At 67.4% G+C, this 24,772-nt stretch carries 26 protein-coding genes; 13 read left to right on the top strand and 13 right to left on the bottom strand.

Going from position 1 to position 24,772, the window contains the following annotated elements:
* Positions 1 to 29 precede the first annotated feature (29 nt).
* Entirely contained in the window at positions 30 to 812 is a 783-nt protein-coding gene (locus ACSFBF_RS19725; protein WP_435469851.1) for a crotonase/enoyl-CoA hydratase family protein, read from the top strand.
* Here the strand turns inward: ACSFBF_RS19725 and ACSFBF_RS19720 are convergent.
* A complete protein-coding gene (locus ACSFBF_RS19720) occupies positions 802 to 2,187 on the bottom strand; it encodes an aminotransferase-like domain-containing protein (RefSeq protein ID WP_435469849.1) in 1,386 nt (461 codons plus the stop codon). The two genes, ACSFBF_RS19725 and ACSFBF_RS19720, sit on opposite strands and share 11 nt — an antisense overlap.
* A 137-nt stretch (positions 2,188 to 2,324) precedes the next feature.
* Here ACSFBF_RS19720 and ACSFBF_RS19715 point away from each other — a divergent pair, with 137 nt between their 5' ends.
* From ACSFBF_RS19715 to ACSFBF_RS19705, 3 genes are all read left to right on the top strand, one after another.
* Positions 2,325 to 3,611: a hydroxymethylglutaryl-CoA reductase, degradative gene (locus ACSFBF_RS19715; protein WP_435469847.1), complete on the top strand. Its 1,287-nt coding sequence runs from the start codon at positions 2,325 to 2,327 to the stop codon at positions 3,609 to 3,611.
* Between the two features lie 113 nt (positions 3,612 to 3,724).
* Entirely contained in the window at positions 3,725 to 4,177 is a 453-nt protein-coding gene (locus tag ACSFBF_RS19710) for a hypothetical protein (RefSeq protein ID WP_435469845.1), read from the top strand.
* Complete coding sequence (locus ACSFBF_RS19705; protein ID WP_435470067.1) at positions 4,177 to 5,562, top strand: tripartite tricarboxylate transporter permease; 1,386 nt, start codon at positions 4,177 to 4,179, stop codon at positions 5,560 to 5,562. The genes ACSFBF_RS19710 and ACSFBF_RS19705 overlap by 1 nt, the downstream gene beginning before the upstream one ends.
* Here the strand turns inward: ACSFBF_RS19705 and ACSFBF_RS19700 are convergent.
* Positions 5,546 to 6,898, bottom strand: a complete 1,353-nt coding sequence (locus ACSFBF_RS19700) for a hypothetical protein (protein WP_435469843.1) — start codon at positions 6,896 to 6,898, stop codon at positions 5,546 to 5,548. The genes ACSFBF_RS19705 and ACSFBF_RS19700 overlap by 17 nt on opposite strands.
* 93 nt (positions 6,899 to 6,991) lie before the next feature.
* Here ACSFBF_RS19700 and ACSFBF_RS19695 point away from each other — a divergent pair, with 93 nt between their 5' ends.
* The 5 genes from ACSFBF_RS19695 (at position 6,992) to minE (ending at position 10,865) form a co-directional block, all read left to right on the top strand.
* Positions 6,992 to 7,414 carry a hotdog fold thioesterase gene (locus ACSFBF_RS19695; RefSeq protein ID WP_435469841.1) on the top strand — a complete coding sequence of 141 codons (423 nt, stop codon included), beginning with the start codon at positions 6,992 to 6,994 and terminating at the stop codon, positions 7,412 to 7,414.
* A gap of 94 nt (positions 7,415 to 7,508) precedes the next feature.
* Positions 7,509 to 8,792 (top strand): solute carrier family 23 protein, encoded by a 1,284-nt coding sequence (locus tag ACSFBF_RS19690; RefSeq protein ID WP_435469839.1) that lies wholly within the window; start codon positions 7,509 to 7,511, stop codon positions 8,790 to 8,792.
* 129 nt (positions 8,793 to 8,921) lie between these two features.
* Positions 8,922 to 9,695: a septum site-determining protein MinC gene (gene minC, locus ACSFBF_RS19685; RefSeq protein ID WP_435469837.1), complete on the top strand. Its 774-nt coding sequence runs from the start codon at positions 8,922 to 8,924 to the stop codon at positions 9,693 to 9,695.
* A gap of 72 nt (positions 9,696 to 9,767) precedes the next feature.
* A complete protein-coding gene (gene minD, locus ACSFBF_RS19680; protein ID WP_435469835.1) occupies positions 9,768 to 10,583 on the top strand; it encodes a septum site-determining protein MinD in 816 nt (271 codons plus the stop codon).
* Positions 10,584 to 10,586: 3 nt separating this feature from the next.
* Positions 10,587 to 10,865, top strand: coding sequence for a cell division topological specificity factor MinE (gene minE / locus ACSFBF_RS19675; protein ID WP_093057088.1), 279 nt, complete (start codon positions 10,587 to 10,589; stop codon positions 10,863 to 10,865).
* Here the strand turns inward: minE and ACSFBF_RS19670 are convergent.
* Both ACSFBF_RS19670 and ACSFBF_RS19665 read right to left on the bottom strand, forming a co-directional pair.
* Positions 10,822 to 12,483, bottom strand: a complete 1,662-nt coding sequence (locus ACSFBF_RS19670) for a rhodanese-like domain-containing protein (protein WP_435469833.1) — start codon at positions 12,481 to 12,483, stop codon at positions 10,822 to 10,824. The genes minE and ACSFBF_RS19670 overlap by 44 nt on opposite strands.
* 19 nt (positions 12,484 to 12,502) lie before the next feature.
* Entirely contained in the window at positions 12,503 to 13,483 is a 981-nt protein-coding gene (locus tag ACSFBF_RS19665) for a Bug family tripartite tricarboxylate transporter substrate binding protein (RefSeq protein ID WP_435469831.1), read from the bottom strand.
* Positions 13,484 to 13,640: 157 nt separating this feature from the next.
* Between ACSFBF_RS19665 and ACSFBF_RS19660 the strand changes: the two genes are divergently transcribed.
* A complete protein-coding gene (locus ACSFBF_RS19660; RefSeq protein ID WP_435469829.1) occupies positions 13,641 to 14,576 on the top strand; it encodes a fatty acid desaturase in 936 nt (311 codons plus the stop codon).
* Between the two features lie 9 nt (positions 14,577 to 14,585).
* Here the strand turns inward: ACSFBF_RS19660 and ACSFBF_RS19655 are convergent, their stop codons facing one another.
* Both ACSFBF_RS19655 and ACSFBF_RS19650 read right to left on the bottom strand, forming a co-directional pair.
* Positions 14,586 to 15,503 (bottom strand): alpha/beta fold hydrolase, encoded by a 918-nt coding sequence (locus tag ACSFBF_RS19655; RefSeq protein ID WP_435469827.1) that lies wholly within the window; start codon positions 15,501 to 15,503, stop codon positions 14,586 to 14,588.
* 218 nt (positions 15,504 to 15,721) lie between these two features.
* Positions 15,722 to 16,324, bottom strand: coding sequence for a TetR/AcrR family transcriptional regulator (locus ACSFBF_RS19650; protein ID WP_435469825.1), 603 nt, complete (start codon positions 16,322 to 16,324; stop codon positions 15,722 to 15,724).
* Positions 16,325 to 16,493: 169 nt separating this feature from the next.
* On the opposite strand from ACSFBF_RS19650, the gene ACSFBF_RS19645 reads away from it, so the two are divergent.
* Positions 16,494 to 17,438: a CysB family HTH-type transcriptional regulator gene (locus ACSFBF_RS19645; RefSeq protein ID WP_435469823.1), complete on the top strand. Its 945-nt coding sequence runs from the start codon at positions 16,494 to 16,496 to the stop codon at positions 17,436 to 17,438.
* 127 nt (positions 17,439 to 17,565) lie between these two features.
* The gene (locus ACSFBF_RS19640; RefSeq protein ID WP_081269719.1) at positions 17,566 to 17,829 is read left to right on the top strand and encodes a hypothetical protein; all 264 of its coding nucleotides are present in this window, start codon (positions 17,566 to 17,568) and stop codon (positions 17,827 to 17,829) included.
* 89 nt (positions 17,830 to 17,918) lie between these two features.
* On the opposite strand, the gene ACSFBF_RS19635 is transcribed toward ACSFBF_RS19640, so the two are convergent.
* Both ACSFBF_RS19635 and ACSFBF_RS19630 read right to left on the bottom strand, forming a co-directional pair.
* Entirely contained in the window at positions 17,919 to 18,356 is a 438-nt protein-coding gene (locus ACSFBF_RS19635) for an RcnB family protein (RefSeq protein WP_435469821.1), read from the bottom strand.
* 133 nt (positions 18,357 to 18,489) lie between these two features.
* Complete coding sequence (locus ACSFBF_RS19630; protein WP_435469819.1) at positions 18,490 to 19,080, bottom strand: dihydrofolate reductase family protein; 591 nt, start codon at positions 19,078 to 19,080, stop codon at positions 18,490 to 18,492.
* A 114-nt stretch (positions 19,081 to 19,194) separates the two neighbouring features.
* On the opposite strand from ACSFBF_RS19630, the gene ACSFBF_RS19625 reads away from it, so the two are divergent.
* A complete protein-coding gene (locus tag ACSFBF_RS19625; protein ID WP_435469817.1) occupies positions 19,195 to 19,617 on the top strand; it encodes a winged helix-turn-helix transcriptional regulator in 423 nt (140 codons plus the stop codon).
* A gap of 39 nt (positions 19,618 to 19,656) precedes the next feature.
* Here the strand turns inward: ACSFBF_RS19625 and ACSFBF_RS19620 are convergent, their stop codons facing one another.
* Genes ACSFBF_RS19620 through ACSFBF_RS19600 form a run of 5 tightly spaced genes read right to left on the bottom strand, consistent with a single transcriptional unit; the run spans position 19,657 to position 24,662 of the window.
* Entirely contained in the window at positions 19,657 to 20,559 is a 903-nt protein-coding gene (locus ACSFBF_RS19620) for a VOC family protein (RefSeq protein ID WP_435469815.1), read from the bottom strand.
* Between the two features lie 25 nt (positions 20,560 to 20,584).
* Positions 20,585 to 21,433 (bottom strand): ABC transporter ATP-binding protein, encoded by an 849-nt coding sequence (locus tag ACSFBF_RS19615; protein WP_435469813.1) that lies wholly within the window; start codon positions 21,431 to 21,433, stop codon positions 20,585 to 20,587.
* Positions 21,430 to 22,266, bottom strand: coding sequence for an ABC transporter ATP-binding protein (locus ACSFBF_RS19610; protein ID WP_435469811.1), 837 nt, complete (start codon positions 22,264 to 22,266; stop codon positions 21,430 to 21,432). Before ACSFBF_RS19610 ends, ACSFBF_RS19615 begins: the two co-directional genes overlap by 4 nt.
* Complete coding sequence (locus ACSFBF_RS19605) at positions 22,250 to 22,819, bottom strand: OsmC family protein (RefSeq protein ID WP_435469809.1); 570 nt, start codon at positions 22,817 to 22,819, stop codon at positions 22,250 to 22,252. The genes ACSFBF_RS19610 and ACSFBF_RS19605 overlap by 17 nt, the downstream gene beginning before the upstream one ends.
* A gap of 13 nt (positions 22,820 to 22,832) precedes the next feature.
* Positions 22,833 to 24,662, bottom strand: a complete 1,830-nt coding sequence (locus ACSFBF_RS19600; RefSeq protein WP_435469807.1) for an ABC transporter permease — start codon at positions 24,660 to 24,662, stop codon at positions 22,833 to 22,835.
* Between the last annotated feature and the right edge of the window lie 110 nt (positions 24,663 to 24,772).

The following is a 24,772-nucleotide window of genomic DNA, read 5'->3' as shown; positions in this document are numbered from 1 at the left end:
AATGTAATTTAGCCCAAAAGGATGCATTCATGGCCATGCAGTACGTGGCGTACGACGTGGACCGCACGGTCTGCACCATCACGCTGAATCGCCCGGAAAAGCGCAATGCGGTCGACGGCGTCGTGGCCGCCGAACTGCGCGAAGCCTTCGAGCGCTTCGAGGCCGACGACGCGCTGCGCGTCGCGGTGCTGACCGGCGCGGGCGGCAATTTCTGCGCGGGCGCCGATCTCTCTGCGGTGGCCGACCCGGGCCGCCGCAACGAGCTCGACCCCGAAGGCGGCGGCAGCGGCCCGATGGGGCCGACGCGCATGGCGCTGTCGAAGCCGCTGATCGCGGCGGTGAACGGCTATGCGGTGGCGGGCGGCCTCGAACTCGCGCTGCTGGCCGACCTGCGCGTGGCCGACGACGATGCGGTGTTCGGCGTGTTCTGCCGCCGCTGGGGCGTGCCGCTGATCGACGGCGGTACGGTGCGGCTGCCGCGCATCGTGGGCATGGGGCGCGCGCTCGACATGATTCTTTCGGGCCGTCCGGTGGGCGCACCCGAAGCATTGACGATGGGCCTGGTCAACCGTGTGACGCCGCCCGGCGGTGCGCTGGCCACCGCGCAGGAGCTTGCCCACCAGCTCGCCGCCTTCCCGCAGCAATGCATGCTGGCCGACCGCCGCTCCGCCTACGCGCAGTGGGACATGCCGCTGGCAGAGGCGCTGCGCCGCGAAGGTGCCCAGGGAGTGCCGATGGTTTTCGCCGAAGGCGAAGCCGGCGCGGCGCGCTTCGCCGGTGGCGCCGGTCGCCACGGGGAGTTCAAGCGCTGAAGAAGCGCAGCGTGGTGCGCAGCGCCTTGGCGAAGCGCGGGTCGGCCATGGCACCCACGTTGAAGCGCGACCAACGCGACAGCTGCGTCGAGTCGACGCTGAAGATGCGCCCCGGCGCCATCACGATCTTGCGTGGCAGCAGCTCCTTCGCAAAGGCCAGCGAGTCGGCCACGCCGGGCAGCGCGGCCCACACGTAGAGCGACTGCGGGGTGCGCGCGAACACCTCTGCGTCGACCGAGTCGAACAGCTTGATCGCGTTGCGCGTGGCTTCGCCGAGCCGCGCCTGCAGGCGATTGAGATGCCGCTGGTAGTGGCCCTCGCTCAGGATGACGTCGACCGTGCGCTCGCAATACTCCGAACTGCTCACGTGGATCAACGCCTTCAGGTCCGCGAGGTCGCTCGCCAGGTCGGCGCCACAGGCGATGAAGCCCACGCGCAGCGCTGCCGAGAACGACTTGGAGAAGCTGCCGATATAGATGGTGCGCTCCAGCTGGTCGAGCGCGGCCAGGCGCGGCAGCGAGGTGGGCTTGAAGTCGGCCAGCGGATCGTTCTCGACGATCAGCAGGTCGTGCTTCTGCGCGAGCTGCAGCACGCGGAAGGCCTTGGCGGGCGAGATGTCGGAGCCCGTGGGGTTGTGCGCGATCGACTGCGTGAAGAACAGGCGCGGCCGCTCGGCAACGAGCAGGCGCTCCAGCGCTTCGAGGTCGGGCCCGTCGGCCAGCCGCGGCACGCCCAGCACCTGCGCGCCCGCAAGCTTGAGCTTGCCGAAGAGGGGGTAGTAGCCAGGGTCGTCCACCAACACCTTGCCGCCGGGCGGCACGAAGTAGCGGATGACGATGTCCATCGCCTCGTTGGCGCCGTGCGTCAGCACGATCTGCCGCGGCTCGGCGCCAATGCCGAAGTCGGCCAGCTTGCGCACGAGGTGGTCGCGCAGCGGCGCATAGCCGAAGCGGCTGCCGTAGCGGAACAGCGCGCCGAGCCCGGTGCGGACCACCTTGGGGTGGTACTTGTCCAGGCGCACGTCGGCCAGCCATTCGACCGGCGGAAAGCCATCGCCCACCGCGATGGCGTCGGGCTGCGTCTTGAGCTGCTCGCGCATGAGCCACACGATGTCCATGGCGCGGCCGAGACTGCCGGCGTCTTCTTCCACCGGCTTGACCACCTGCTGCGGCAACACGAAGTAGCCCGAACCGCGACGGGGCTCGACCAGCCCGCGCGACACCAGCAGCTCGAAGGCGGCCACGACGGTGTTCTTGGCGTAGCTGTGAAGCTGCGCGAGTTCGCGCAGAGAAGGAAGCTTGTCGCCGGCCTTGTAGGCGCCGCTGGCGATCTGGCGCGCGAGAGTCTCGGCGAGCGAATCGGCAATGGTGGTCATGGGCGCCGACTGTGACACAGCAGCCCGCTTTCGCGCACCACTGTCCGCACTGTCCCGCCAAACTGTGCCTTCCACCGACGGTACAGCCGACCTAAATTGCCTGCTCCCGAATTCATCTTCCGAAGAGACAAGCAACGATGGTCGCCGATTCCCGCATTCCCAACTTCCGCGCACTCACGCCCGCGCAGCGCTTGGCCCACATAGCGCAGGCCGCATCCCTGGGCGACGAAGAGGTCGCGCTGCTCGCCCACGCTGGTGCGCTGGGCGTGGACCGCGCCAACGGCATGGTCGAGAACGTGATCGGCACCTTCGAGCTGCCGCTGGGCGTGGCCGGCAACTTCACCGTCAACGGGCGCGACTACCTCGTGCCCATGGCGGTGGAAGAGCCCTCGGTGGTGGCCGCCGCCTCCTTCATGGCCAAGCTGGCGCGCGAGGGCGGCGGTTTCGAGGCTTCGAGCACCGGCCCGCTGATGCGTGCGCAGGTACAGGTAATAGGCATCACCGACCCGTACGGCGCGCGGCTGGCGCTGCTGCGCGCGCGCGACGAAATCCTTGCCGTGGCGAACAGCCGCGACAAGGTGCTGATCAGCCTGGGCGGCGGGTGCCGCGACATCGAGGTGCATGTGTTCGGCGACACGCCGCGCGGCGCGATGGTGGTGATGCACCTGATCGTCGACGTGCGCGACGCGATGGGCGCGAACACCGTCAACACCATGGCCGAGGCGGTCTCGCCGCTGGTCGAAAAGCTCACGGGCGGCACGGTTCGGCTGCGCATCCTGTCGAACCTGGCCGACCTGCGGCTGGCGCGTGCACGCGTGCGCCTCGCTCCCGCGGTGCTGGCCACACGCGAGCGCAGCGGCGAAGAGGTGGTCGAGGGCGTGATCGACGCGTACACCTTCGCGGCCATCGACCCCTACCGCGCAGCAACGCACAACAAGGGAATCATGAATGGCGTCGACCCGGTGATCGTCGCGACCGGCAACGACTGGCGCGCAGTGGAAGCCGGCGCGCATGCCTATGCCTGCCGCAGCGGGCGCTACACCTCGCTGACCACCTGGGAGAAGGACACCGCGGGCGCGCTGGTCGGCACCATCGAGATGCCGATGCCGGTGGGCCTGGTGGGCGGTGCGACCAGGACACACCCGCTCGCACGGCTCGCGCTGAAGATCCTCGACGTGAAGTCGGCACAGGAGCTGGGCGAAGTCGCGGTGGCCGTGGGCCTCGCGCAGAACCTCGGCGCGCTGCGCGCGCTCGCCACCGAAGGCATCCAGCGCGGCCACATGGCGCTGCATGCCCGCAACATCGCGCTGGTCGCAGGCGCCACCGGCGACGAGGTCGACAGCATCGCGAAGCAAATGGCGTCCGAGCACGACGTGCGCACCGACCGTGCTGTCGCACTGCTCGAGGCACTGCGCAAGAAGTAGGCAAACAGGCAACGCGGGAGAGCCCCGCACAACGAACCGCGGCCCAAACTGGGGCACAGCGCGGCGGCCACGCAAGGTGGCCGTCAGATAACCACAGACGGAGACATCGAAAAATGAGTGCAGACAGTGCAACGCCCGCCCGCTGGCGGCTGGTGGAGATATGGGGCGACACGGCCGACCTGGGCCACCTCGCGTGGTCGATCGTCATCGGCATCGCGGTGAGCCTCACGGGCTACCTCGTGGCCAGCCGCGTGCTCATGAGCACTGTCGGCACGCCTGAGCTGGCGCGGGCGTACGCCATGCTTGCCGGCCTGGGCGGCTGCGTGGTGTCAGGCCTGATCTGCGCGAAGCTCTTCACGCCGAAGCGCGAAGTCGTCGAAGGAGCGGCAGCCGATCCGCGCTGGCGCGAAGAAGTGCTGGCCGAACTGGCCGGCGAACACGGCGACCTCGGCTCGGTGGACGACCTGCCGCCGTCGGTGGTGCGCGAGATGAAGGAGCTGGAAATCTACGACCTGTTCGCGTCGTACAAGCCCCGCGCTCGCAGCACGGAAGGAGCCGCACCGTGATCGAAGCAGCCCTGTTCAACCAGATCCTCGTGGCCACCGGCATGGGCCTGGTCGGCGCCGTCGTGTTCGCGGCCATCGGCCTCGTCTCGGGCACCGACGAGACCACCACGCTCGCGCCGCTCACCCTGCTGGTGGTGCTGCTCGGCGTGCCGCCCGAAGGCGTGTTCACCTTCTTCCTGGCAGCGGCCGTGGCCAAGCACATGACGCATGCGGTGCCCACCGCGCTGCTGGGCATTCCGGGCGACACCATGGCCACGCCGCTGCTGCAGGATGCGAACGTGCTGCGCAACCTCGGTGTGCCGCACATCGCGCTGCGCAAGATGGTGTCGGGCGCGATCATCGCGGCCTTCATCGCGGTGCCGCTGGCCGTGCTGTTCGCGGTGCTGCTGGCGCCCTACAGCGCGGCCATCACCAAGGCGGCGCCGTGGATCTTCGTGGTGGCAGCCGTGGCCATCGCGTACTTCTCGAGCGGGCGCTGGGCCTCGGTGGCCACGCTGGTGCCGTTCGTGATGGTGATCGTGGCGCTGCAGGCGCTCACCGGCAAGTACGGCGTGAAGCTCGGCATCAGCTACTTCCTGGGCATCGCCATCGGGCCGCTGGTGGCCGACCTGTTCTCGGTGATCTCGCCGGCTGCGCGCGCACGCATGAAGCGCGAGAAGGTCCGCACCTTCTCGCTCGCCCCCGACGTGAAGGGCTGGTCGGGCTACTTCCCGAATCCGTTCAAGGTGCTGGACCGCACGCAGGTGAAATGGACCTTCGCGACGGCCGCAATCTCCAGCGCCACCTTCGTGTTCAGCCCAGTCGCGATGACCGTGGTGTTGGGCGAACTGGTGGGCTCGCGCATCAAGCATGCGTACCACCGGCTCACCACCACGCTGGCCGCGCGCAACGGCGTGACCGAGGCCACCTACATCGCCGAGGCGCTGATCCCGCTGATCGCCATCGGCCTGCCGCTGAGCCCCGTGGCGGCCGGCCCGGCTGCGCCGCTGTTCAACGCGCCGCCGGTGTTCACCATCGATGCGGCCACCGGCCAGACGCACAACCTGCACAACCTGCTGAACCACTGGGAGTTTCTGGGCTACGGCATGCTGGCGGTGGTGCTCGCTGCCCTGGTGGCCTATCCGTTCACGATGAACTTCGCGCGCCGCGCGGCGCTGTTCGTGTCGCGCAAGGTGAGCCACGAGGCGATCATCGCGACCTTCGTCGGGCTGATCGTGGTCATCAGCGTATGGGAAGGCCAGCTGCTCGGGCTGCTGGTGATCCTGACGATGGGGCTGCTGGGCGGGCTGCTGTCTCGCGCAATCGGGTTCAACACCGGCGTGCAGTTCATGGGGTACTACACGGCGGTGCTGACGGTGCCGGCGGCGATCAAGGCGTTTGCCTAGGGCCGGTGCGCGGCCTGGATGCCGGCTTGGGCTTGGGCTTCGGCTTGCTCCCGCCGAACATCTTCTCCACCTGCTGCCCCACGCGCGCCCCGATGGCCGTGCCCACGCCCGGCAGCACCGCGCTGCCAATGGCCGCGCCGGTGAGCGCGGCGCCGGTCAGCGACAGCTCGGGCTCGCTCGCGGTGCCGCCGATTTTCAGCGGCACGCCGATCACGCCGTCGACAAGGTCCACCGCGATCTCGCCGTCGAGCTTGCGGTTGAACAGCTTCAGGTTGCCGCTTGCCGTGAGCACGCCCGAGCGGGCCTTGAGGTTGGTGTACTGAATCACCACGCCGTCTTCGGTGCCCTGGGTGTCGAGCGTGCCGGTGAGTTCGTCCAGCTGCGTCGTGCCCCCGCGGCTGACGCCTGCGGTGGCGACGGCCTTGGCCACGTCCAGCTTGGTGAGCGTGGCGGGCTGCACCGAGAAGGTGGTGCGGGTGTGCAGGCTGCGGATCAGCGCGCCCAGTTCCTCGGCGCTCCCGGCCTCGGCCACGAGCGTGGTGTTGCCCGAGAACTTGCCGGCCACCGAGGTGCGGCGGTCGAAGGCCTGCACCAGGCTCTCGATGTCGATCTGGCGCGGCTCCAGCTCGGCCGACAGCTGCAGCTTTCCGCCCGGTAATGTCTCGAAGCGGGAGACGCCGTTCCAGGTGCCACCGCCCGCATCGATGCGGGTGCGCCAGCGGTCCTGTCCGGCTTGGCGGTCGAGGCGCAGGCGCACGGGTGGCGTGACACCGGCGCGCTCGAGCCGGGCCTGGCGCGGGCGCCAGCCGGGGTCGAAGCGGACGTCGCCGTCGTAGGCCAGCGAGATGTCGCGCCGGTCGATCCAGACCACGTCGCGCCAGCGCAGCAGTTCCACGGGCACGGGCGCGAGCGTCCATGGCGCGGGCAGCGCGACGACGTTGCCACTGCCCTCCTGCGGCTTGGGCCCCTTGCCGCGGAACGCCCGCACCGAGGCGCGCGGCAGCACCAGGCTTTCGATTTCGACGTCGTCCACGGCAATGACGCGCTGCAGCAGCGGCGCGAGCTGCAGCCGCACGGTGGCGCGGCGCAGGGTGATGGGGCGCGGCTGGTCGGTGGCGATGTCGGACAGCACCAGCACGGGCACCGGCAGCAGCGACCAGTGGGCGCCGCCGACCTTCAGGGCAACGCCGAAGCGCTTCTCGAAGCCTTCGGCGATTTTCGCGGCCACCTCGTCGTCGGTGGGCAGGCGCGCGCTCACCACCCACACCAGCGCGCCCACGCCCAGCAGCAGTGCAACGGCAATGCCAATGAGCCAGCGGCGGACAGGGTGCTTCATCGATTCAAGGTAACACGCAAAGGCGACTCGGTTTGTCAGTCGCCATCGCTATAGTTTTGGCCACTGTTACAGGCACAAAGAAAGAAGCACGCCATGCGTATCTGGAAAAAAGAAATCTCCGTCGAGGCGCTGACGCGCAACCACGTGGGCACCGTCGTATCGGTACTCGGCATGGAATTCCTGGAGGTGGGCGACGACTTCATCCGCGCCCGCTGCCCGGTGGACGAACGCACCCGCCAGCCCTACGGCATCCTGCACGGCGGTGTGTCGGTGGTGCTGGCCGAGACGCTAGGCTCCTGCGGCGCCCACTACTCGGCCCCCGAAGGCGACCGCGCCGTGGGGCTGGACATCAACGCCAACCACATCCGCTCGGTCACCAGCGGCTGGGTGATCGGCACGGCGCGGCCGGTGCACCGGGGGCGCACCACGCAGGTGTGGCAGATCGACCTGACGAACGAGGCGGGCGAGCTGACCTGCGTGTCGCGCATCACGATGGCAGTGCTGCAGCCTCGCTGACCGAGGCAGCGAGCCCGGGGTGACGGGTGTGTTCAGTGTGGGGTTCATCGACCACAATCACGCCCCACCAACAACCAACAAGAGGAGACAAGAAATGTTCAACTGGACTGAGCGGCCCGCGTCCTCGCTGGCCAACGGCGCGGTCATCGCGCCCGACGAGCGGCTGCCCTGGCTGCAGACAGGCGCGATGGGCGTGCAGCACGTCATCGCGATGTTCGGCGCCACGGTGCTGGCACCGATCCTGATGGGGTTCAACCCCAACATCGCGATCCTGATGAGCGGCGTCGGCACGCTGATCTTCTATTTCGTCACCGGCGGCAAGGTGCCCAGCTACCTGGGCTCGAGCTTCGCCTTCATCGGCGTGGTGATCGCGGCCAGCGGCTATGCGGGCAAGGGGCCCAACGCCAACATCGCGGTGGCGCTGGGCGGCATCGTGGCCTGCGGGGTGGTGTACATCCTGATCGGGGCCATCGTGCAGGCCGTCGGCACGGGGTGGATCGAGCGCTTCATGCCGCCGGTGGTCACGGGCGCGGTGGTGGCGGTGATCGGGCTCAACCTGGCGAGCGTGCCAATCAAGAACATGGCCGCCAGCAACTTCGACTCGTGGATGCAGGCCGTGACCTTTCTCTGCGTGGGCCTGGTGGCGGTGTTCACGCGCGGCATGCTGCAGCGCCTGCTGATCCTGGTCGGGCTGATTTTGGCCACCATCGTCTATGCGGTGCTGACCAACGTGATGGGCATGGGCAAGCCGGTCGACCTGAGCGGCATCGCCAATGCGGCATGGTTCGGCCTGCCGACCTTCACCACGCCGGTGTTCACGGCCAACGCGATGCTGCTGATCGCGCCCGTGGCGATCATCCTGGTGGCGGAGAACCTCGGCCACCTGAAGGCGGTGACGGCCATGACGGGCCGCAACCTCGACCCGTACATGGGCCGCGCCTTCATCGGCGACGGCATCGCCACGGTGGTGAGCGGCGCCGCGGGCGGCACGGGCGTGACCACCTACGCCGAGAACATCGGCGTGATGGCGGCCACGCGCATCTACTCGACGGCGGTGTTCGTGGTGGCGGCCGTCATCGCGCTGGTGCTGGGCTTCAGCCCCAAGTTCGGCGCGCTGATCCAGGCGATTCCGCTGCCGGTGATGGGCGGCGTGAGCATCGTGGTGTTCGGCCTGATCGCCATTGCCGGCGCCAAGATCTGGGTCGACAACAAGGTCGACTTCTCGCAGAACAAGAACCTGATCGTGGCGGCGATCACGCTGATCATCGGCACGGGCGACTTCACGCTGAAGTTCGGCGACTTCGCTCTCGGCGGCATCGGTACCGCGACCTTCGGCGCGATCATTCTTTACGCGCTGTTGGGCCGCTCGAAGAACTGACCCAAGCACCCTCGGAAAAGTGCAACCTCATGAAAGAAGTGTTCTCCGAGGGGCCTGAAGCGGGGGCGGTTCACCGGGGTTTGGCCCGCGCCCGTTAGACTCCAACGCTTTTCGCACCGACGTTTTCCAATGGCCGATGTCTCCGCCGCGCGCACCAAGGCGGTTTTCGAATTCAAGAGCGCCACGCTGCCGCTGATCGCAGTGATCCTCAAGACGTCCGACCTGGACGTGCTGGCCGAGGCACTCGACGCCCAGCTGGCCGATTCGCCCGACTTCTTCGAGCAGGAGCCGGTGGTGATCGACCTCTCGCTGCTGCAGGAAGCACAGGGCGAGGGTGGCGAAGCCGCCGGCGACATCGACTTTGCCGCCCTGCGCAGCCTGCTGGCGCGCCACCAGACCCAACCCATCGCGGTGCGCGGCGGCAATGCCGAGCAGAACGCCGCGGCCCGGGCTGCCGGCCTTTCGGTGGCGGCCATGCCCGCAGCCCCCGCTCCCCGCGCCCCGGCGCCGCCGGCCGAGGCCCCCGCCTCGGAAGCCCCGCAGATCGTGCGCGAAGTGCCGGTGCCGGCCAACGGCACGCTGCTGATCGACAAGCCGCTGCGCTCGGGCCAGCAGGTCTACGCCCGAGGCGGTGACGTGGTGGTGACGGCGGTGGTGAGCTTCGGCGCCGAGGTCATCGCAGACGGCAACGTGCATGTGTACGCACCGCTGCGCGGCAAGGCCATTGCCGGCGCGCGGGGCAACACCGAGGCGCGGATCTTCTCGACCTGCATGGAAGCGCAACTGGTGGCCATTGCGGGCATCTACCGGACCAACGAGGTGCCGCTGCCCGACACGGTGCTGGGCAAGTCGGCTCAGGTGCGCCTGGACGGCAAGAAAATTGCGATCGACGCTATTCCATGACCCGGTTCACCGGCTCACGGAACGCGGCGACCCTGACAAGCAACAACTGAATCGAAACAAGAAGGAATGGCCATGGCCAAAATTGTGGTGGTGACTTCGGGCAAGGGCGGCGTCGGCAAGACGACGACGAGCGCCAGCTTTGCGTCTGGCCTCGCGCTCGCGGGCAAGAAGACGGCGGTGATCGACTTCGACGTGGGCCTGCGCAACCTCGACCTGATCATGGGCTGCGAACGCCGCGTGGTGTACGACCTGATCAACGTCATCCAGGGCGAAGCCAACCTGAGCCAGGCACTCATCAAGGACAAGCAGTGCGACAACCTGTTCGTGCTGGCCGCATCGCAGACGCGCGACAAGGAAGCGCTCACGCAGGAAGGCGTGGAGAAGATCCTGGCCGACCTCGCCGCGATGGACTTCGAATACATCGTCTGCGACTCGCCCGCGGGCATCGAGACCGGCGCCATGATGGCCATGCACTTCGCCGACGAGGCGCTGGTGGTGACCAACCCCGAGGTTTCTTCGGTGCGCGACTCGGACCGCATCCTGGGCATGCTCAGCAGCAAGACCAAGCGCGCCAAGGACGGCAGCGAGCCCATCAAGGAGCACCTGCTGATCACCCGCTACAACCCGAACCGGGTGGCGGGCGGGCAGATGCTCTCGCTCGAAGATATTCAAGACATCCTGCGCATCAAGCTGATCGGCGTGATCCCGGAGTCGGAAAGCGTGCTGCATGCTTCCAATCAGGGCGTGCCCGCGATCCACGACAAGGAAACCGACGTGGCGCAGGCCTACAGCGACGTGGTGGCGCGCTTTCTCGGCGAAGACAAGCCGATGCGCTTCGTCGATGCCGAGAAGCCGGGCTTTTTCAGGCGCATTTTCGGGAGCAAGTAGTCCATGTCCTTTCTCTCGTTCCTGCTGGGCGAAAAGAAGAAGACTGCCAGCGTCGCGAAGGAGCGGCTGCAGATCATCCTCGCGCACGAGCGGTCCAGCCTCAGCGGCAAGAAGCGGCCCGACTATCTGCCCGAACTCCAGCGCGAGCTGGTGGCGGTGATTTCCAAGTACGTGTCCATCAACGCGGAAGACATCAAGGTGCACCTGGAGACCCAGGACAACCTCGAAGTGCTCGACATCAAGATCGAGCTGCCCGACCCGACTCCTGCGCCGGCGCGCTGAGCGGAAAGAAGCGAAAGCGCACGGACGGGTCCTGCAGGACCCGTTCTGCCAATGCGCGCTCCCACGCGAGGTAGTCGGCCCAGGCCGCATCGCGGCGCGGACCGAACACGCGCATTACCGAGCCCCAGTCGTCGTCGAAGGGGGTCAGCAGCTGGGCGGCCACGAAAGTGGTCGCGAGCGGCCTGCCAGAAGCCTTCCAGCCCTGTGTTCCGCCCTGGAGCCAGGTGAACACCGCCCCCGAACCTGGCCAGCGCTGGTGCGCATCGCGCGCCACGCGGGCGGCAGCCGTGCCGTCAGGCGAGGTGAAGACCAGCGTGCGGCCGGCCGCGGCGTGCGAGGCCAATGGCGCCAGCGAGGCCGGCAGCATGTAGAGCGCGCCCGGCAGGTGGCCGCGCTCGTAGTCGAGGCTGGGGCCCACGTCGATCACGGTGACGGTGCCGTTCCTGCGCAGTTGGGCCAACGCGTCGGGGGCGAGAGGCGAAGGGGCATCGTTCACCGTCACTGCGGTGGCGGGCGGTGCCTGATCCGGTGCCAGCTCGCCTTCATAGACGTAGATCTCGGCCTGGTTGAGTTGCGTGAGCCAGAAGCTGGTGATGGCGGCGCGTAGCCGATGCGCCGGATCGTCGAGCAGCACGATGCGCGCGCCACGCGTGCCGACGAGGTTCTCGAAGTGCATCAGCAGCTGGCCACCCGGTACCTGCTGCACGCCTGTGCCCGCGAAGGCCGGGTCGGCGGTAGGCCGCACGTCGAAGACGTAGAGGGTGCGGTCGTTGTCGTCGCGCCAGTGGGCGAGCTGTGCGGCGTCGGCCACGGGCAAGGCGAAGCGTTCGAGCAGGTCGTCTGCGATGCGGCGCAGCACTTCGGGGGATTCGGGCGGCAGTTCGTCGCTGGGGGCTGCGTTCTGCACGGTCGGTGCACCCTGCAGGCCCCAGGCCATGACGCCGTCCTCGACGAACACTGCATCGGGCGCGCGGCCCAGCAGCCGCAGCGTGGTCGCGCCGACGATGCCGCGTGTGCGGCTGAAGCAGTTGATGGCCCAGAGATGGTCATCAGCCCCGTGCTGCTCGAAGCGGCGCAGCGCCAGCTCGGTACCCGCGTGGTTGCGCGCGCCGGGCAGCGAGAGAAATTCGAACTCGGCGCGCGGCCGGGCATCGACCAGCGTGGTCGGCCGGCCTTCGCGCTGGCGCGCGCGCAGCGCCTCGACGGGCAGTGCCGGCGTGCCGTAGTGCAGCCGCGCACGGTCGCCGAAGGCCTTGACCAGCGTGCCGTAGCCGTCGATGGCGGGCAGGCCTTCGGTCACCCAGCGCTGCAGGCCGCCGTCGAGCGTGCGCACGTCGGTGTAGCCCAGGCGCGCGAGCACGGCTGTGGCCGCCTGTGCGACGCCGTCCGGCGCGTTGTAGTCGTCGTAGAGCACGACGGGCGTGGAACGGCGCAGCACCAGTGTGCCGACCTGCAGCTCGAGCCCGCTGAAGGGTGCGTTGCGCGCGAGGTTGAGGTGGTGCTGCACGAACCAGCGCGTTTCACGCACGTCGAGCAATGCGAGCTCCGGCACGGGCCCGGCCTGCAGCAGGGCCCACAGCCCGGCGGGTGCGACGGCGTTTCGGGAGGGCGGGCTCATGCGCGCATTCTCCGGTCGATCAGTTGGGCTGGATGCCCGCCTGCTTCACCACCGCCGTCCACTTGACGGACTCGGACTGGATGAAGCGCCCGAATTCCTCGGGCGTGTTGCCCACGGTGAAGGCGCCGATGTCGTCGTAGCGCTTTTTGAACTCGGCCGACTGCACGATGTCGCGCAGCTCGCGCGACAGGCGCTGCACCAGCGGCGCCGGTGTGCCGCTGCGCACCACCACGCCGTACCACGACGTGACTTCGAAGTCGGGCAGGCCGGCTTCGGCGGTGGTGGGCACGTCGGGCAGCCACGGCGCGCGCGTCTTGTAGGCCACGGCCAGCGGCTTGAGCGTGCCGGCCTTCACGAAGGGAATGGCGGTGACCACCTCGTTGAAGATGAACTGCGTCTGGCCCGCGAGCAGGTCGTTGATGGCCGGGGCGCTGCCCTGGTAGGGAATGGCGGTGAAGTCGGCGCCGGTCTGCGTCTTGAGCAGTTCGCCCGCCAGGTGCGAATACGCGCCCACGCTGATGCCGTAGTTGACCTTGCCGGGGTTTTTCTTCGAGTAGTCGATCAGCTCGCGCGGCGTGCCCACGGGCAGCTTCGGGTTCACCAGCAGCACCTGTGGCGTCTGCACCAGCAGCGACACGGGCGTGAAGTCGCGCGCGAGGTCGTAGCTCAGCTGCTTGAAGAGCGCCGGCTGCACCGTGAGGTTGGAGGCCGGCGCGAGCAGCAGCGTGTAGCCGTCGGCCGGCTGGCGCGCCACGTAGTCGAAGCCGATGTTGCCCGCCGCGCCGCTGCGGTTCTCGACCACCACCGGCTGCTTGAGCCGCTGCTGCAGCTGCTCGGCGACCTCGCGCGCGATCTTGTCGGCGATGCCGCCGGCCGGGTATGGCACGACGACGTGGATGGTCTTGCTCGGGTAGTTGTCCAAGGTGGCTGCGTGGATCTGCACATCGACGGACAGTGCGGCGAGCAACGCCAGTGCCAGGCGGGTAAGGAAGTTCTTCATGGGAGCGGGAAGCGCGGCCTTGTGCCGACAGGAGTGCAGCAAAGTCGTGGAGCGTAGGCCGCACCCCTCGCGGGTGGAACGAAGTTTCACGTCCATGCTTATGCGAAATGCGCGCATGCAAGCAGCCGCTTGCTACCTAGGATCGCAGTCCTTCACCATGACATCGACTGTCACACCCCTCACCGAGAAGCAGCCGGCGCGCCGCCACTGGTGGTGGCACTACGAAGTGCCCACGCTGCTGCTGGCCACCGTGCTCTATGCCGCATGGGCCGCGCTGCTGTGGTGGCACGCGGCGCTGCCGGGCTGGGCGCTGTTCCTTGCCGGCGGCTTTCTCGCGCAGCTGCACTTTTCGCTGCAGCACGAGAGCATCCACGCAATGCGCCATCTGCCGAAGTGGCTGCGCCACGCGGTGGTGTGGCCGCCGCTGAACCTGTGGCTGCCGTACCCGTTCTACAACCGCGGCCACAGCTCGCACCACGTCAACTTCCACCTCACGCACCCGGAGCGCGACAACGAAAGCGCCTACCACTCGGCGCCCGCGTGGGCAGGGTACGGCCCGGTGTGGCGCTGGATCTACATGGCCAACCAGACGATCGCGTTCCGCGTGGTGCTGGGGCCGTTCCTGCGGCTGTGGAAGCTGGTGCGCTTCGAAACCACCCAGGTGCTGTCGGGCAATTTCTCGCGCCTGCCGACGTGGTTCTGGCACGCGCTGAGCGTGGCGCCGGTGCTGTACTACGTGACCGCCGTCTGCAACATGGGCTTCGGCGAGTACCTGCTGTACTTCGTGTACCCGGGGATGATGCTGGGGTCGCTGCGCACCTTCACCGAGCATCGCTGGGCCGACACGCCGCACGAGCGCGTGGCCATCGTGGAGTCGAATCTCGTGTTCGGGCTGCTGTACCTCTTCAACAACCTGCACCACGTGCACCATCGCGCGCCCACCATGCCCTGGTACGAGATACCGGTGTACTTCCGTCGGCATCGCGCGGCGGTGTTGGCGGCGAACGGCAACTTCTACTACCGGGGGTACGGGGAGATCGTTCGGCGGCACCTGTTCAAGCCGGTGTTCACGCCAGTGCACCCCACCTGGTAGCGCGCAGGTTCAATCCGCCGCGACGAAGCGCGTGACCTGCGCCAGCACCTCGGCCTCCTTGAGGATGCGGCGATGCCCCCAGCCCTGCGTGGCCACGAGCCGTGCGCCGGCTATCGCGTCGCGGTACGCCTCGGCGTCGGCAAAGCGATTCACGCGGTCGTCGCGGTCATGCACGATCAGCGTGGGCTGCGCGATGCGCGGGCCCACCGCCGCCGGTTCGAGCTGCGGCATCAGCACGCCTTCGCGCGATTCGAACAGCCGCTGCATGGCCAGGCGCGTGGCTTCGTTGAGGCCGAAGGTGTGTGCGAAGTAGCGTGTGTACTCGCGCGGCGAAGCCGGCGGCGCGAGCAGCACGAGGCGCTCTGCCGGCAGGCCACGCGCGGCGGCAAGGGCAAGCCCGTTGGCGCCCAGCGAGTGCGCGACGGCGGCACGCACCGCATGGCCATCTGCCGCGAGCCGGGCCGTGACATAGGCAATGGCGCGCGCGAACTGCGGCGAGTTGCTCATCGTGCCCGCGCTGCGGCCATGCGCCGGCAGTTCGAGCAGCACGGGCCGCAGGCCCGCGGCCGCCACGGCCTGCGCGAGCGGCAGCATCTGCCCCGCGTGCCCGCCCCAGCCATGCACCAGCAGCACCACCGGCGCCGACTCGGCTCCCGAGTCTTGCGCGGCCAAGTGATAGATGCCGACGCTCGCGTCTTCGAAGGCCCAGCCCTCGCGCCGCCATTCCGCTCCGGGCCCCTGGCCGCGATAGAGCCACTTGGGCGGCAGCGGCGTGCCGAACAGGCGGTAGGCGGCGCGCACGCCCAGTGCAGGCCAGAGGCGCTGCGACGTGGTCAGGCCGAAGCGCAGCGCGCGCATCGTGCGGCTGGGCTTGTAGTAGTTCGACTGCGCGGCATGGCCGGCAGCCGGGGTGGAAGTGCTCGTCATGGCGTGGCGTTTCTTCAGGGCGTTCAGTACCAGACCCAATCGCTGTTGCTGCGGGGCAGGCTGCTCAGGGTGTCGCGAAGGCCCTTGGCGCCGAGGACGAGCGCGTAGGCGGCAAGAAAGAGGGCAATGATCAGCATGGTGCTTCTCCTGTTTATCGCACGACTGTGCGAAATTCTGGCAAATGGAAACGTGAGAGATCCGCCTGCTTCGTGAACGGATCAGGCGAGGTAGCTGGAAAGAAGCCGCTGCCAGGTCTGCATGGCGCGGTCGGCGGCCTGCGGATCGCGCAGGAAGCGCGCATCGTGCAGCTGGGTCATGGTCAGGCCGTTGATTTCGCTCACGAGCTGTGCGGGGTCGGTGTCGGCCTTGAGCTCGCCGGTCTCGATGGCTTGCAGCACGGTGCGGCGCAGCGCAGCGCGCCAACGGGTGATCTCGCCCAGCAGCATGTCGCGCAGCTCGCCTTCGCGGTCGTCGAACTCGAAGGCACCGGCTGTGTAGAGGCATCCGGTGTGCATTTCGACGTCGCGGGTGCGGGCGATCCAGCGCGCCATGATCTCGTTGAGCCGGGGCAGGCCCTTGGGCTTTTGCATGGCGGGCACGAACACCTCGGCCAGGAAGCCGCGGCCGTACTCCTCGATGACGGCCTTCTGCAGTGCCTCGCGCGAACCCACGCGCGAGAACACGCCGCTCTTGGACAGGCCCAGCCGGCTGGCCACGGCCTGCAGCGTGATCGCTTCCAGGCCTTCGGCCAGCGCAAGGTTCATCGCCGCGCCGACGATGGCGGCGCGGGTGAGTTCGCTTTTCTGGGTCTTGGCGTCCATGCGGCGAACTTTAGCACAGTCGTGCGAAATTTCAAGAAGCCGCCCCCGAAGCGCCTTAAAGATGTTTTACTCATGTGAAACCAACAAACGCATCGTTCCCCGAATAAGCACTTCTGCCGAGAATCGCCGGTCGGCCCCAACCGGGGCCCTGATGACTCCTCCGCGCCAGATGAACTTCCAACAACTGCGCTCGGTACGCGAGGCCGTTCGTTGCGGCTTCAACCTGACCGAAGTCGCCCACACCCTTCACACCTCCCAGCCTGGCGTGAGCCGGCAGATCCGCGAGCTCGAGGAGGAACTCGGCATCGAGCTCTTCGTGCGCGCAGGCAAGCGGCTCACGGGGCTCACCGAGCCCGGCGGGCACGTGCTGCCGATCATCGAGCGCATGCTGATGGAGAGCAGCAACCTGCGCCACGCGGGCCAGGAGTTCGTCGCGCAGCAAAGCGGCTTGCTCTCAGTGGCGGCCACGCACTCGCAGGCGCGCTATGCAATGCCGGTGGCAGTGCAGGAATTTCGCACGCAGTTTCCGAACGTGAAACTGCACCTGCACCAGGGCTCGCCCAAGCAGATCGCGCAGATGCTGCTCGACGGCGAAGCCGACGTGGGCATCGCCACAGAGGCTCTGGGCGACTATCCGCAGCTGGTTGCCCTGCCCTGCTATCGCTGGACGCATTCGGTGATCGTGCCGCCAGGGCATCCATTGCTCGATGCGCCGCTGACGCTCGAAGCGCTCACGCGCTATCCGCTGATCACCTACGACACAGGCTTCACGGGACGTTCGCGCATCGACGAGGCCTTCGAGCAGCGCGGGCTGCAGCCCAACATCGTGCTGGCCGCGATGGACGCCGACGTGATCAAGACCTACGTGCAGTTAGGCCTGGGCATTGGCATCGTGGCCGGCGTGGCCTACGAAGCCGAGCGCGACACCCAGCTGCGCGCGCTCGATGCGGGGCGGCTGTTCGGCATCAACCTCACCAAGCTCGCGGTGCGGCGCGGCACTTACCTGCGCAAGTACGTCTATGCCTTCATCGAGTCGTTCGCGCCGACGCTGACGCGCGCGGTCGTCGAGAAGGCGCTTGGAGACGAGGCCAGGGCCTCTCACTACGAAATCTAGAGCCTGTCCAGAGGCTGTGGTGCGGTGTGTACTGCGGACGACAGAATGGTTAAAAAAGAAGAATGCAGCTTCACACAAGGGGCGTACATTCGGGTTAATTCCCTGGCTTCCTGGAAACGGATCAGCAATGGCATCGACCCCGCAGCAGCAGCAACAGCAAACAAGGGCCGCCCTCAAGGCGGCCGATGCAGCCGAGCGGCGTGAGAGATTGAGACGAGCCTTGCCCGCAACGGTAGAGCTGCTGCAAAGCCGCCAGGCAGACCGCATCGACGACGCCGACATCGACGCGTATGTGAGCCTCAACTGGCTCGAGTGGCATGGTGGCGGCCTGCGGTTGACCATCACCGGGCGCAATGTGTGCGCCCAATCGGCGCCCACCGCGCTGGTCTGAAGACCGGCTCCGGCGTTCCATCAAAAGAAAAACCGCCACAGTTGCCTGTGGCGGTTTTGTGCTGGCTGTCTGCCCGGCTGGCCGGCTGTTTACTGGCCAGCGATGATGTTTGCGATCACACCGGTGGCGATTGCCGCGAGCACGAAGTCTCCGCCCACGCCAACCCATTGATAGCCACGGGGCGGCTGCTGCAGGCGGTAGGCACGCCAGTCTTGCACCACATAGTTGCGGCCACGGTACTCGGCCGGCACGCGGCCACCACGACGCCATTCGGCATGCGGCTGCGGGAAGCCACGGCGATCGAACTGGCGGCCGTCACGGAAATCCTGGTTGCCGCGGTAGTAGCCGCCTTGCGGACCACCCCGGCGATCGAAATTGCGGTCGCGCTGTTCATAGCGTCCGTCGCCTGGACGGCCATCGCCCGGACGACCATCGCCATGACGGTCTTGCGCAAAGGCGCCCCCTGCGGCCATGCACATCGCGAGCGCTGCTGCAGCGACTGCCATGCTCTTTGAATTGCTGATCATCTGGAACTCCTTCATGCGTTGATGACAGGTCCATTGTGGGCCGCACTTGTGTCCGCTTCGGACACTTCAGGTCGCGGTCAGGTGAAATCAGGTAAGTGCTGGTATCCACGCGGCGCCTTGTCCTTCAAACCGCTCAACCCGGCGCGTAGCGGTTGACCACCATGCCGCATTCGTAGCCCGTCGAACGCAGCAGCCGCAGCTTGTGGCCCTTGCGCTGGTCGTGGAACACCGAACGCCCCGCGCCCACCGCCGTGGGGTTCACGAAGAACTGGAACTCGTCGACCAGCCCCGCCGCAACCAACGCAGACGCGAAGCCGACACCGCCGATGGTGATGATGTCCTTGCCCGGTTCACGCTTCAGCGCATTCACCTCCTCGGCCATGTCGCCACGCGCGATGACGGTGCGCTCCCAGCGCGAAGCCGCGAGCTTGTCGGTAAGCACCACCTTGCGCGCATCGACGATCTTCTGCGCGAAGGCGTAGTGCGGGTTCGCAGGAAATTTCTTCGCCGCACGGCCCCAGTGGTCGAGGTAGCCCTCTTCCACGATCAGCCGGCTCAGCAGGATGGTGTCGATGCCTTCGAAGACGGCGTTGAAGTCTTGCTTCAGTTTGTCGTCCCAGCCCCAGCGCTCGCCCCAGCCCCACAGTTGCCAGTCGAGGTTGCCATTGGCCGGCGAGACATAGCCGTCGACCGACATCTGCATCTGGAGGATGAGCTTTCTCATACCGGTTCTTCTTCGTAAGGCCTGAAACAACCGCTTGTTAAATGCAAGCAGTTTCAGTATTCAGAAACCGATGCAAAATTGCAAGCAGTTTTTTAAAAGGATCGGAAAAAGATCATGGCCTCCAGCGAAAAATCGGCATGCCCGATCAACCTCGCGCTCGAAGTCTTCGGCGACCGATGGAGCCTGCTGATCATTCGCGACATGATGTTCGCGGGCAAGCGCCACTTCCGCGAGTTCCTGCAGTCTGAGGAAGGCATCTCCTCGAACATCCTGACGGAGCGCCTCGGCAAGCTGGTCGAGTACGGCGTGCTCAGCAAGACCGATGACCCGACCCACAAGCAGAAGGCCATCTACAGCCTCACGCCGATGGGCATCGACCTGCTGCCGGTGGTCGCGCAGATCGGCATCTGGGGGCGCAAGTACCTACCGGCAACCGAGGAAAGCGGCGCGCCGGCCGCAGCACTGGAAAAGGGTGGGACTGCTCTGCAGAAGAAGATGCAGGCCGAGCTGCGCAAGGCACATCTCGGCGGGCACTAACGTCAATACAAGACGCTCACGGGCACCGTAACGGCCGACTCATCCGCCGATCAGACTGTTGGCTTGATAGCTGCGCGAGCTGCTGCCGTGCTTCACGTGACGGTCCAGCGGCGGCAGGTCGAGTTCGATCAGCGCGCCATGCGCGCGAGCAAGGTCGAAGGTGCCGGTCGATTGCGGCCTGTCGGTATGCAACACCAGCGCATACGGGCCCTCACCGCGCGCCGCGATGCGTTGCGCGAGGATGCCGCTGCCCTCCTCCGCATCCGGCACATTGTTGTTCTCGCGCGGCGATGAAAGCACGAGCACGCTGCTTCCCAACGCGATGATCGCCACGCGCACGTTGCTGCCGGGCACCGCCACGGGCTCACCGATGTGCGTGTCGGCATCGTCGGACACGGTGCCGAGCAAGGCGCGATAACGCGCCAGCGTGGCGTCGAGGTCACGCACCGCGATGGCCAGGCTCGCCACGCCGAGTGCGCCGTTGGCATGCACGCGCACATCGCCTTCGGGCACGCGCAATGCGCGCGGCGTGAGGTCGCCGCACAGGAAGGGCAAGTCGGCCGAAGGCGCGCGCGCCGTCTGCCAGCGCAGGCGCTCGCCATCGGGGCGCACGCGGCCGCCGTCGAGCGGGCCATCGAGCACGAGCCCACGCGCCTTCGCATCGGCCACGGTGGTGGCGGTGTCGCGCGGCAGCAGCGCAAAGTCGACGATGCCTTCGCCGTGGCGTTGCAGCAGCTGCCACCAGCGTTCGGTGGGCGACGGTTCGCGCCATGCGATCAGCTCGAAGTAGCTGCCATCGCCGAACACCACCAGCGCGTTGTGCGTGGCACGGCCCGGATGGTCGCCGCCACGCAGCACGTGGAAGCCCAGCGCGCCGTAGTCGGCGATGGTGCGTTCGAGGTCGTGCACTGCGATGACGATGTGATCGAGTTTCAATGGCATATGTTTTCTCCCGTAGATGGCCGGATCAGGAAGCAGTGCGCGCCGCGCCATCGCCGCCAAGGTAGGCATCGCGAATACGCGCATCGGCCAGCAGCTCGCGCGCCGGACCCGAGAGCACGATGCGCCCGGTCTGCAGCACATAGCCGTGGTGCGCAATCTGCAGCGCGAGGCTCGCGTTCTGCTCGACCATGAACACCGACACGCCCTGGCTGTTGATACGCGCGATGAGCTCCAGCACCTTGTCGACGTACAGCGGCGACAGGCCCATGGTCGGCTCGTCCATGCAGATGAGCTGCGGGCGGCCCATGAGCGCGCGCGCCATCGCCACCATCTGCTGCTCGCCACCCGAGAGCGTGCCGGCCTGGAACTCGATGCGCTCGGCCACGCGCGGAAACAGCTCCAGCATGCGTTCGAGGTCTTCGGCCACGGCCTTGCGGTCGCTGCGTGCGTAGGCGCCCATCAGCAGGTTTTCGCGCACGGTCATTGCGGGAAACAGGCGGCGCGCTTCGGGCACCGAGCCTATGCCGCGGCGGATGATCTGCGGCGTGCTCAGGCCGAGCGTCGATTCGCCGTTGAAATTGACTTCGCCCGAACGCGGCTTGAGCAGGCCGAGCACGATCTTCATGGTGGTCGACTTGCCGCTCGCGTTGCCGCCAAGCAGGCTGACGATCTGGCCCTTGCGCACTTCGATGTCGAGGTCGAAGTGGGCCTGGACGGGGCCGTAGAAGCTGTTGATCTTCCTGAGCTGGAGCAGCGGTTGCAGCGAACCGCTGGAAGCAGGCGCTGCAGCAGCGCGTTCGGGCAGCCCTTCATCCCTGCCCTCTCCCCAGAGGGGCGAAGGAGAAAGGCCGGTGCGCGCAACGGTGGCGATCATGCGGGCACCGCCTCTCCGACATGGCGATGGCCCAGGTACGCCTCGATCACCGCCGGGTCGTTGCGCACTTCGTCTGGCAGGCCTTCGGCGATCTTGCGGCCGTCGTCGAGCACGGCCACGCGGTCGGACAGCTGCATCACGAGATCGAGCTTGTGTTCGATCAACAGGATGGTCTGGCCCCGCGCCTTCAGGCCGCGAATGATCTCCAGCATCTCCGCCGTCTCGCTCTCGTTCATGCCGGCGGTGGGCTCGTCGAGCAGCAGCAGTCGCGGCTTGAGCGCCAGCGCGCGCGCAATCTCCACGCGGCGGCGGTTGGCGTACGAGAGGCTGTAGGCGGGATGGTCGATGCGCGGCGCAAGGCGTTCGCCGAAGAGCGCGATGATTTCGCGCGCCTCTTCGCGCAGCGCCTGCTCTTCGCGGCGCACGGCACCAGGCTGCACCAGCGCGAGTGCGAGTTCGGCCAACGCGCCCAGGCCCGGCACGCCGCCAACGCGCGGTTTCACGGCGCGCAGCCGCGTGTGCGCTCCGACCAGCACGTTGTCGAGCACCGAGAGGTTCGCGAACACACGCCCATGCTGGAAGGTGCGCGCCAGCCCGCGTTGAGCGAGCTGTTGTGCCGGCAGGCCGGTGATGTCCTGTCCGTCGAACAGCACCTGCCCCGCGTCGGGCCTGTCGAGGCCGGTGACGAGGTTGAACAGCGTGGTCTTGCCAGCGCCGTTCGGCCCGATCACGCTCAGCAGTTCGCCTTCGCCCACATGCAGGTCGACGGCATTGACGGCCGTGAGCCCGCCGAAGCGGCGCGTGAGGCCGCGTATCTCAAGCAGCGATGGCATCGGCTGCTTTCTTCGCCGCTTGCGCCTTCGAGTTGACCAGCTTCACCTCAGCGCGGATGGTCTGCGGATTGCGCAGCAGGTTGAGGATCGGGCAGTTGCGCTCCACCGCCTCAAACAGCGCGTCGATGTCTTCGCGGCTCGCGGGCGAATCGATGTGCACCGTGTAGCCGATCTCGTGCGGCCAGATCGGCGTGGTCTCGTGGCCCGGCTTGCCGCCGCGCGGATCGATGATGCCGGTCACTTCCACTTCGAGGCTTTCGAGCGGCACCTGCCGTTCGGCCGCCTGAATCAGGAAGATGTGCGTGACGCAGGTCCCGAGCACGCCCAGCTGCAGTTCGGGCGAGCTGGGGCCGAGGTTGTAGCCCGCGAAGTCCGGCGGGCTGTCGCTGATGATCTGGTGCTCGCGGATGCGCAGGCGGCGCACGCCGCTGCGGCCTTCTGCCTTCACGCTGGCCTTCAATTGCACAGGCTGCGCGGTGCCGCCCGAGACAGTGGCATTGCGTGCCAGCACGGCGGCGCGTTTCTCGGCGAGGTAGTCGTTGAGGTGGCTCATGTGATGTGTTCTTTTAGACAGTGCCCAGCAAACCCTGCGGGCGGAAGCGGATCAGCAGGAGAAGTGCGACGCCGTAGATCAGCATCCGGTACTCGGCCGTCACGCGGAACAGCTCCGGCAGGCTCACGAGCGCGACCGCGCCCAGCAGAGCGCCGCTGATGTTCCCGAGCCCGCCGAGGATCACCATCGTCAGCGCGAGGATCGAGATCTGCGAGCCGAAGGTCTCGTGGTTGATGTACGAGTACATGTGCGCGGTGAAGGCGCCGCTCACGCCGGCCGCGAAGCCGCCGAAGCCGAAGGCCAGCGCCTTGTAGCGGTCGGGGCTCACGCCGTAGGCGCGCGCGGCCACTTCATCTTCGCGCACCGCGCGGAAGGTGCGGCCCAGGTGCGAACGCAGCAGGCGCCATTGCAGCAGGGCCAGCAGCACCATCGCGCCGAACGATGCCCAGTAGACGGCCTCGTTCGACGATGCGTCACGCCCGAACAGCGAGAGCGGCGGAATGCCCGACACGCCGATAGGCCCGTGCGTGAGGCTTTCCCAGTTGAGGATGGTGAGCGCCACGATCTCCCCGATGCCGAGCGTGGCAATCGATACATAGTGGCCGCGCAGCCTGAAGGCCGGAAAGATCAGCGCGGTGCCGATCAGCGAAGTCAGGATGCCCGCGAGCACGATGCCCGTGCCCACCGGCAGGTGCAGGTCGAGCACCAGCAGCGACGATGCATACGCGCCGATGGCCAGCAGCCCCGCATGGCCCAGCGAGATCTGTCCGATGGTGCCGGCAACGAGCGTGAGGCTGAGTGCGAGCGCACCGTAGAGCCACGCGTTGGTGAGCGTCTGCAGCAGGTACGGCGATGGATCGAAGAGCGGCAGCGCCACCGCCGCTGCGAACAGCGCGAGCAGCAGAGATCGCGGTACATGCCACGGCTTGCTCGGCGCAATGAAGGTGCCCGTCAACGGCTCGGGCGGCAACGCACGCTTGCGTCCGAACAGCCCATTGGGCTTCCACACCAGGATGACCAGCAGCAGTGCGAAGGCAAAGAGGTTGCGGTACGGCGTGCCGAGGATCGCCACGCCATAGCTCTCGATCAGCCCCAGCAGCAGGCTGCCGACGATGGCGCCCGGCACGTTGCCCACGCCGCCAACCACGGTGGCCACCACGCCCTTGAGCGTGGCCTGGAAGCTCATCGCCGGACTGATGTTGTTGTAGTACATGCCCACCAGCAGGCCCGAAAGGCCGCCCAGCGCGGCGGCGATGGCGAACACGGTCTGGTTCACGCGGTCGACGTCCACGCCCATCTGTTGGGCCGCGTCGCGATCTTGCGCGGTGGCGCGCACGGCCCAGCCGAGTTTCGTGAAACGCAGGAAGCCGAACAGCACGGCCGCGCTCGCGATGCCGATGCCCGCGATCAGGATGTCGAGCGCGCCGATGGTGCCGGTGCCGATCTGCAGGCGCCAGTCGGGCAGCTGCGTGGGCAGCGAGCGCGGGTCGGGGCTGAACACCAGCTGCACGACGATGTCGAGCACGAAGCTGATGCCGATGGTGGCGAGCAGCGGCGCGATGCGCGCCGCGCCCTGCAGCGGGCGCAGGCCCACGCGTTCGATCAGCATGCCGAGCGCGCCCGAGCCGAGCACGACCAGCAGGATGGTCACGGGCAGCGGCGTGTGCAGAAAGGTGATCGACGCCCAGCCGATGTACGCGCCCACCGTGTACACCGAGCCGTGCGCGAAGTTGATGAGGTGCGAGACGCCGAAGATCAATGCGAGGCCGACCGCCAGCAACGCATAGATGTTGCCGATGATCAGGCCATTGACGGTGTAGTCGAAGAAGGAGGTAAAGCTCATGGTGTCTTGCTCCCTCTCCCGCTTGCGGGAGAGGGTTGGGGTGAGGGTGCAGCGGCCGATGCAAAGGGCTGATGTCCATCGAAGGCCCCCGCCCTCACCCTAGCCCTCTC

Source organism: Variovorax nivicola, from assembly GCF_051216475.1.
Classification (GTDB): domain Bacteria; phylum Pseudomonadota; class Gammaproteobacteria; order Burkholderiales; family Burkholderiaceae_C; genus Variovorax.
This window is presented reverse-complemented; position numbering and strand designations above follow the sequence as displayed.

Bases quoted from the DNA above. Each gene is read 5' to 3' on its own strand.
- ACSFBF_RS19605 (WP_435469809.1), bottom strand. From the start codon at position 22,819: ATGAGCCACCTCAACGACTACCTCGCCGAGAAACGCGCCGCCGTGCTG.
- ACSFBF_RS19625 (WP_435469817.1), top strand. From the start codon at position 19,195: ATGGCCTCCAGCGAAAAATCGGCATGCCCGATCAACCTCGCGCTCGAA.
- minE (WP_093057088.1), top strand. From the start codon at position 10,587: ATGTCCTTTCTCTCGTTCCTGCTGGGCGAAAAGAAGAAGACTGCCAGC.
- ACSFBF_RS19610 (WP_435469811.1), bottom strand. From the start codon at position 22,266: ATGCCATCGCTGCTTGAGATACGCGGCCTCACGCGCCGCTTCGGCGGG.
- ACSFBF_RS19620 (WP_435469815.1), bottom strand. From the start codon at position 20,559: ATGCCATTGAAACTCGATCACATCGTCATCGCAGTGCACGACCTCGAA.
- ACSFBF_RS19715 (WP_435469847.1), top strand. From the start codon at position 2,325: ATGGTCGCCGATTCCCGCATTCCCAACTTCCGCGCACTCACGCCCGCG.
- ACSFBF_RS19725 (WP_435469851.1), top strand. From the start codon at position 30: ATGGCCATGCAGTACGTGGCGTACGACGTGGACCGCACGGTCTGCACC.
- ACSFBF_RS19615 (WP_435469813.1), bottom strand. From the start codon at position 21,433: ATGATCGCCACCGTTGCGCGCACCGGCCTTTCTCCTTCGCCCCTCTGG.
- ACSFBF_RS19630 (WP_435469819.1), bottom strand. From the start codon at position 19,080: ATGAGAAAGCTCATCCTCCAGATGCAGATGTCGGTCGACGGCTATGTC.
- ACSFBF_RS19665 (WP_435469831.1), bottom strand. From the start codon at position 13,483: ATGAAGAACTTCCTTACCCGCCTGGCACTGGCGTTGCTCGCCGCACTG.
- ACSFBF_RS19650 (WP_435469825.1), bottom strand. From the start codon at position 16,324: ATGGACGCCAAGACCCAGAAAAGCGAACTCACCCGCGCCGCCATCGTC.
- ACSFBF_RS19655 (WP_435469827.1), bottom strand. From the start codon at position 15,503: ATGACGAGCACTTCCACCCCGGCTGCCGGCCATGCCGCGCAGTCGAAC.
- ACSFBF_RS19645 (WP_435469823.1), top strand. From the start codon at position 16,494: ATGAACTTCCAACAACTGCGCTCGGTACGCGAGGCCGTTCGTTGCGGC.
- ACSFBF_RS19695 (WP_435469841.1), top strand. From the start codon at position 6,992: ATGCGTATCTGGAAAAAAGAAATCTCCGTCGAGGCGCTGACGCGCAAC.
- minC (WP_435469837.1), top strand. From the start codon at position 8,922: ATGGCCGATGTCTCCGCCGCGCGCACCAAGGCGGTTTTCGAATTCAAG.
- ACSFBF_RS19660 (WP_435469829.1), top strand. From the start codon at position 13,641: ATGACATCGACTGTCACACCCCTCACCGAGAAGCAGCCGGCGCGCCGC.
- ACSFBF_RS19710 (WP_435469845.1), top strand. From the start codon at position 3,725: ATGAGTGCAGACAGTGCAACGCCCGCCCGCTGGCGGCTGGTGGAGATA.
- ACSFBF_RS19720 (WP_435469849.1), bottom strand. From the start codon at position 2,187: ATGACCACCATTGCCGATTCGCTCGCCGAGACTCTCGCGCGCCAGATC.
- ACSFBF_RS19600 (WP_435469807.1), bottom strand. From the start codon at position 24,662: ATGAGCTTTACCTCCTTCTTCGACTACACCGTCAATGGCCTGATCATC.
- ACSFBF_RS19670 (WP_435469833.1), bottom strand. From the start codon at position 12,483: ATGAGCCCGCCCTCCCGAAACGCCGTCGCACCCGCCGGGCTGTGGGCC.
- ACSFBF_RS19640 (WP_081269719.1), top strand. From the start codon at position 17,566: ATGGCATCGACCCCGCAGCAGCAGCAACAGCAAACAAGGGCCGCCCTC.
- ACSFBF_RS19635 (WP_435469821.1), bottom strand. From the start codon at position 18,356: ATGATCAGCAATTCAAAGAGCATGGCAGTCGCTGCAGCAGCGCTCGCG.
- minD (WP_435469835.1), top strand. From the start codon at position 9,768: ATGGCCAAAATTGTGGTGGTGACTTCGGGCAAGGGCGGCGTCGGCAAG.
- ACSFBF_RS19700 (WP_435469843.1), bottom strand. From the start codon at position 6,898: ATGAAGCACCCTGTCCGCCGCTGGCTCATTGGCATTGCCGTTGCACTG.
- ACSFBF_RS19690 (WP_435469839.1), top strand. From the start codon at position 7,509: ATGTTCAACTGGACTGAGCGGCCCGCGTCCTCGCTGGCCAACGGCGCG.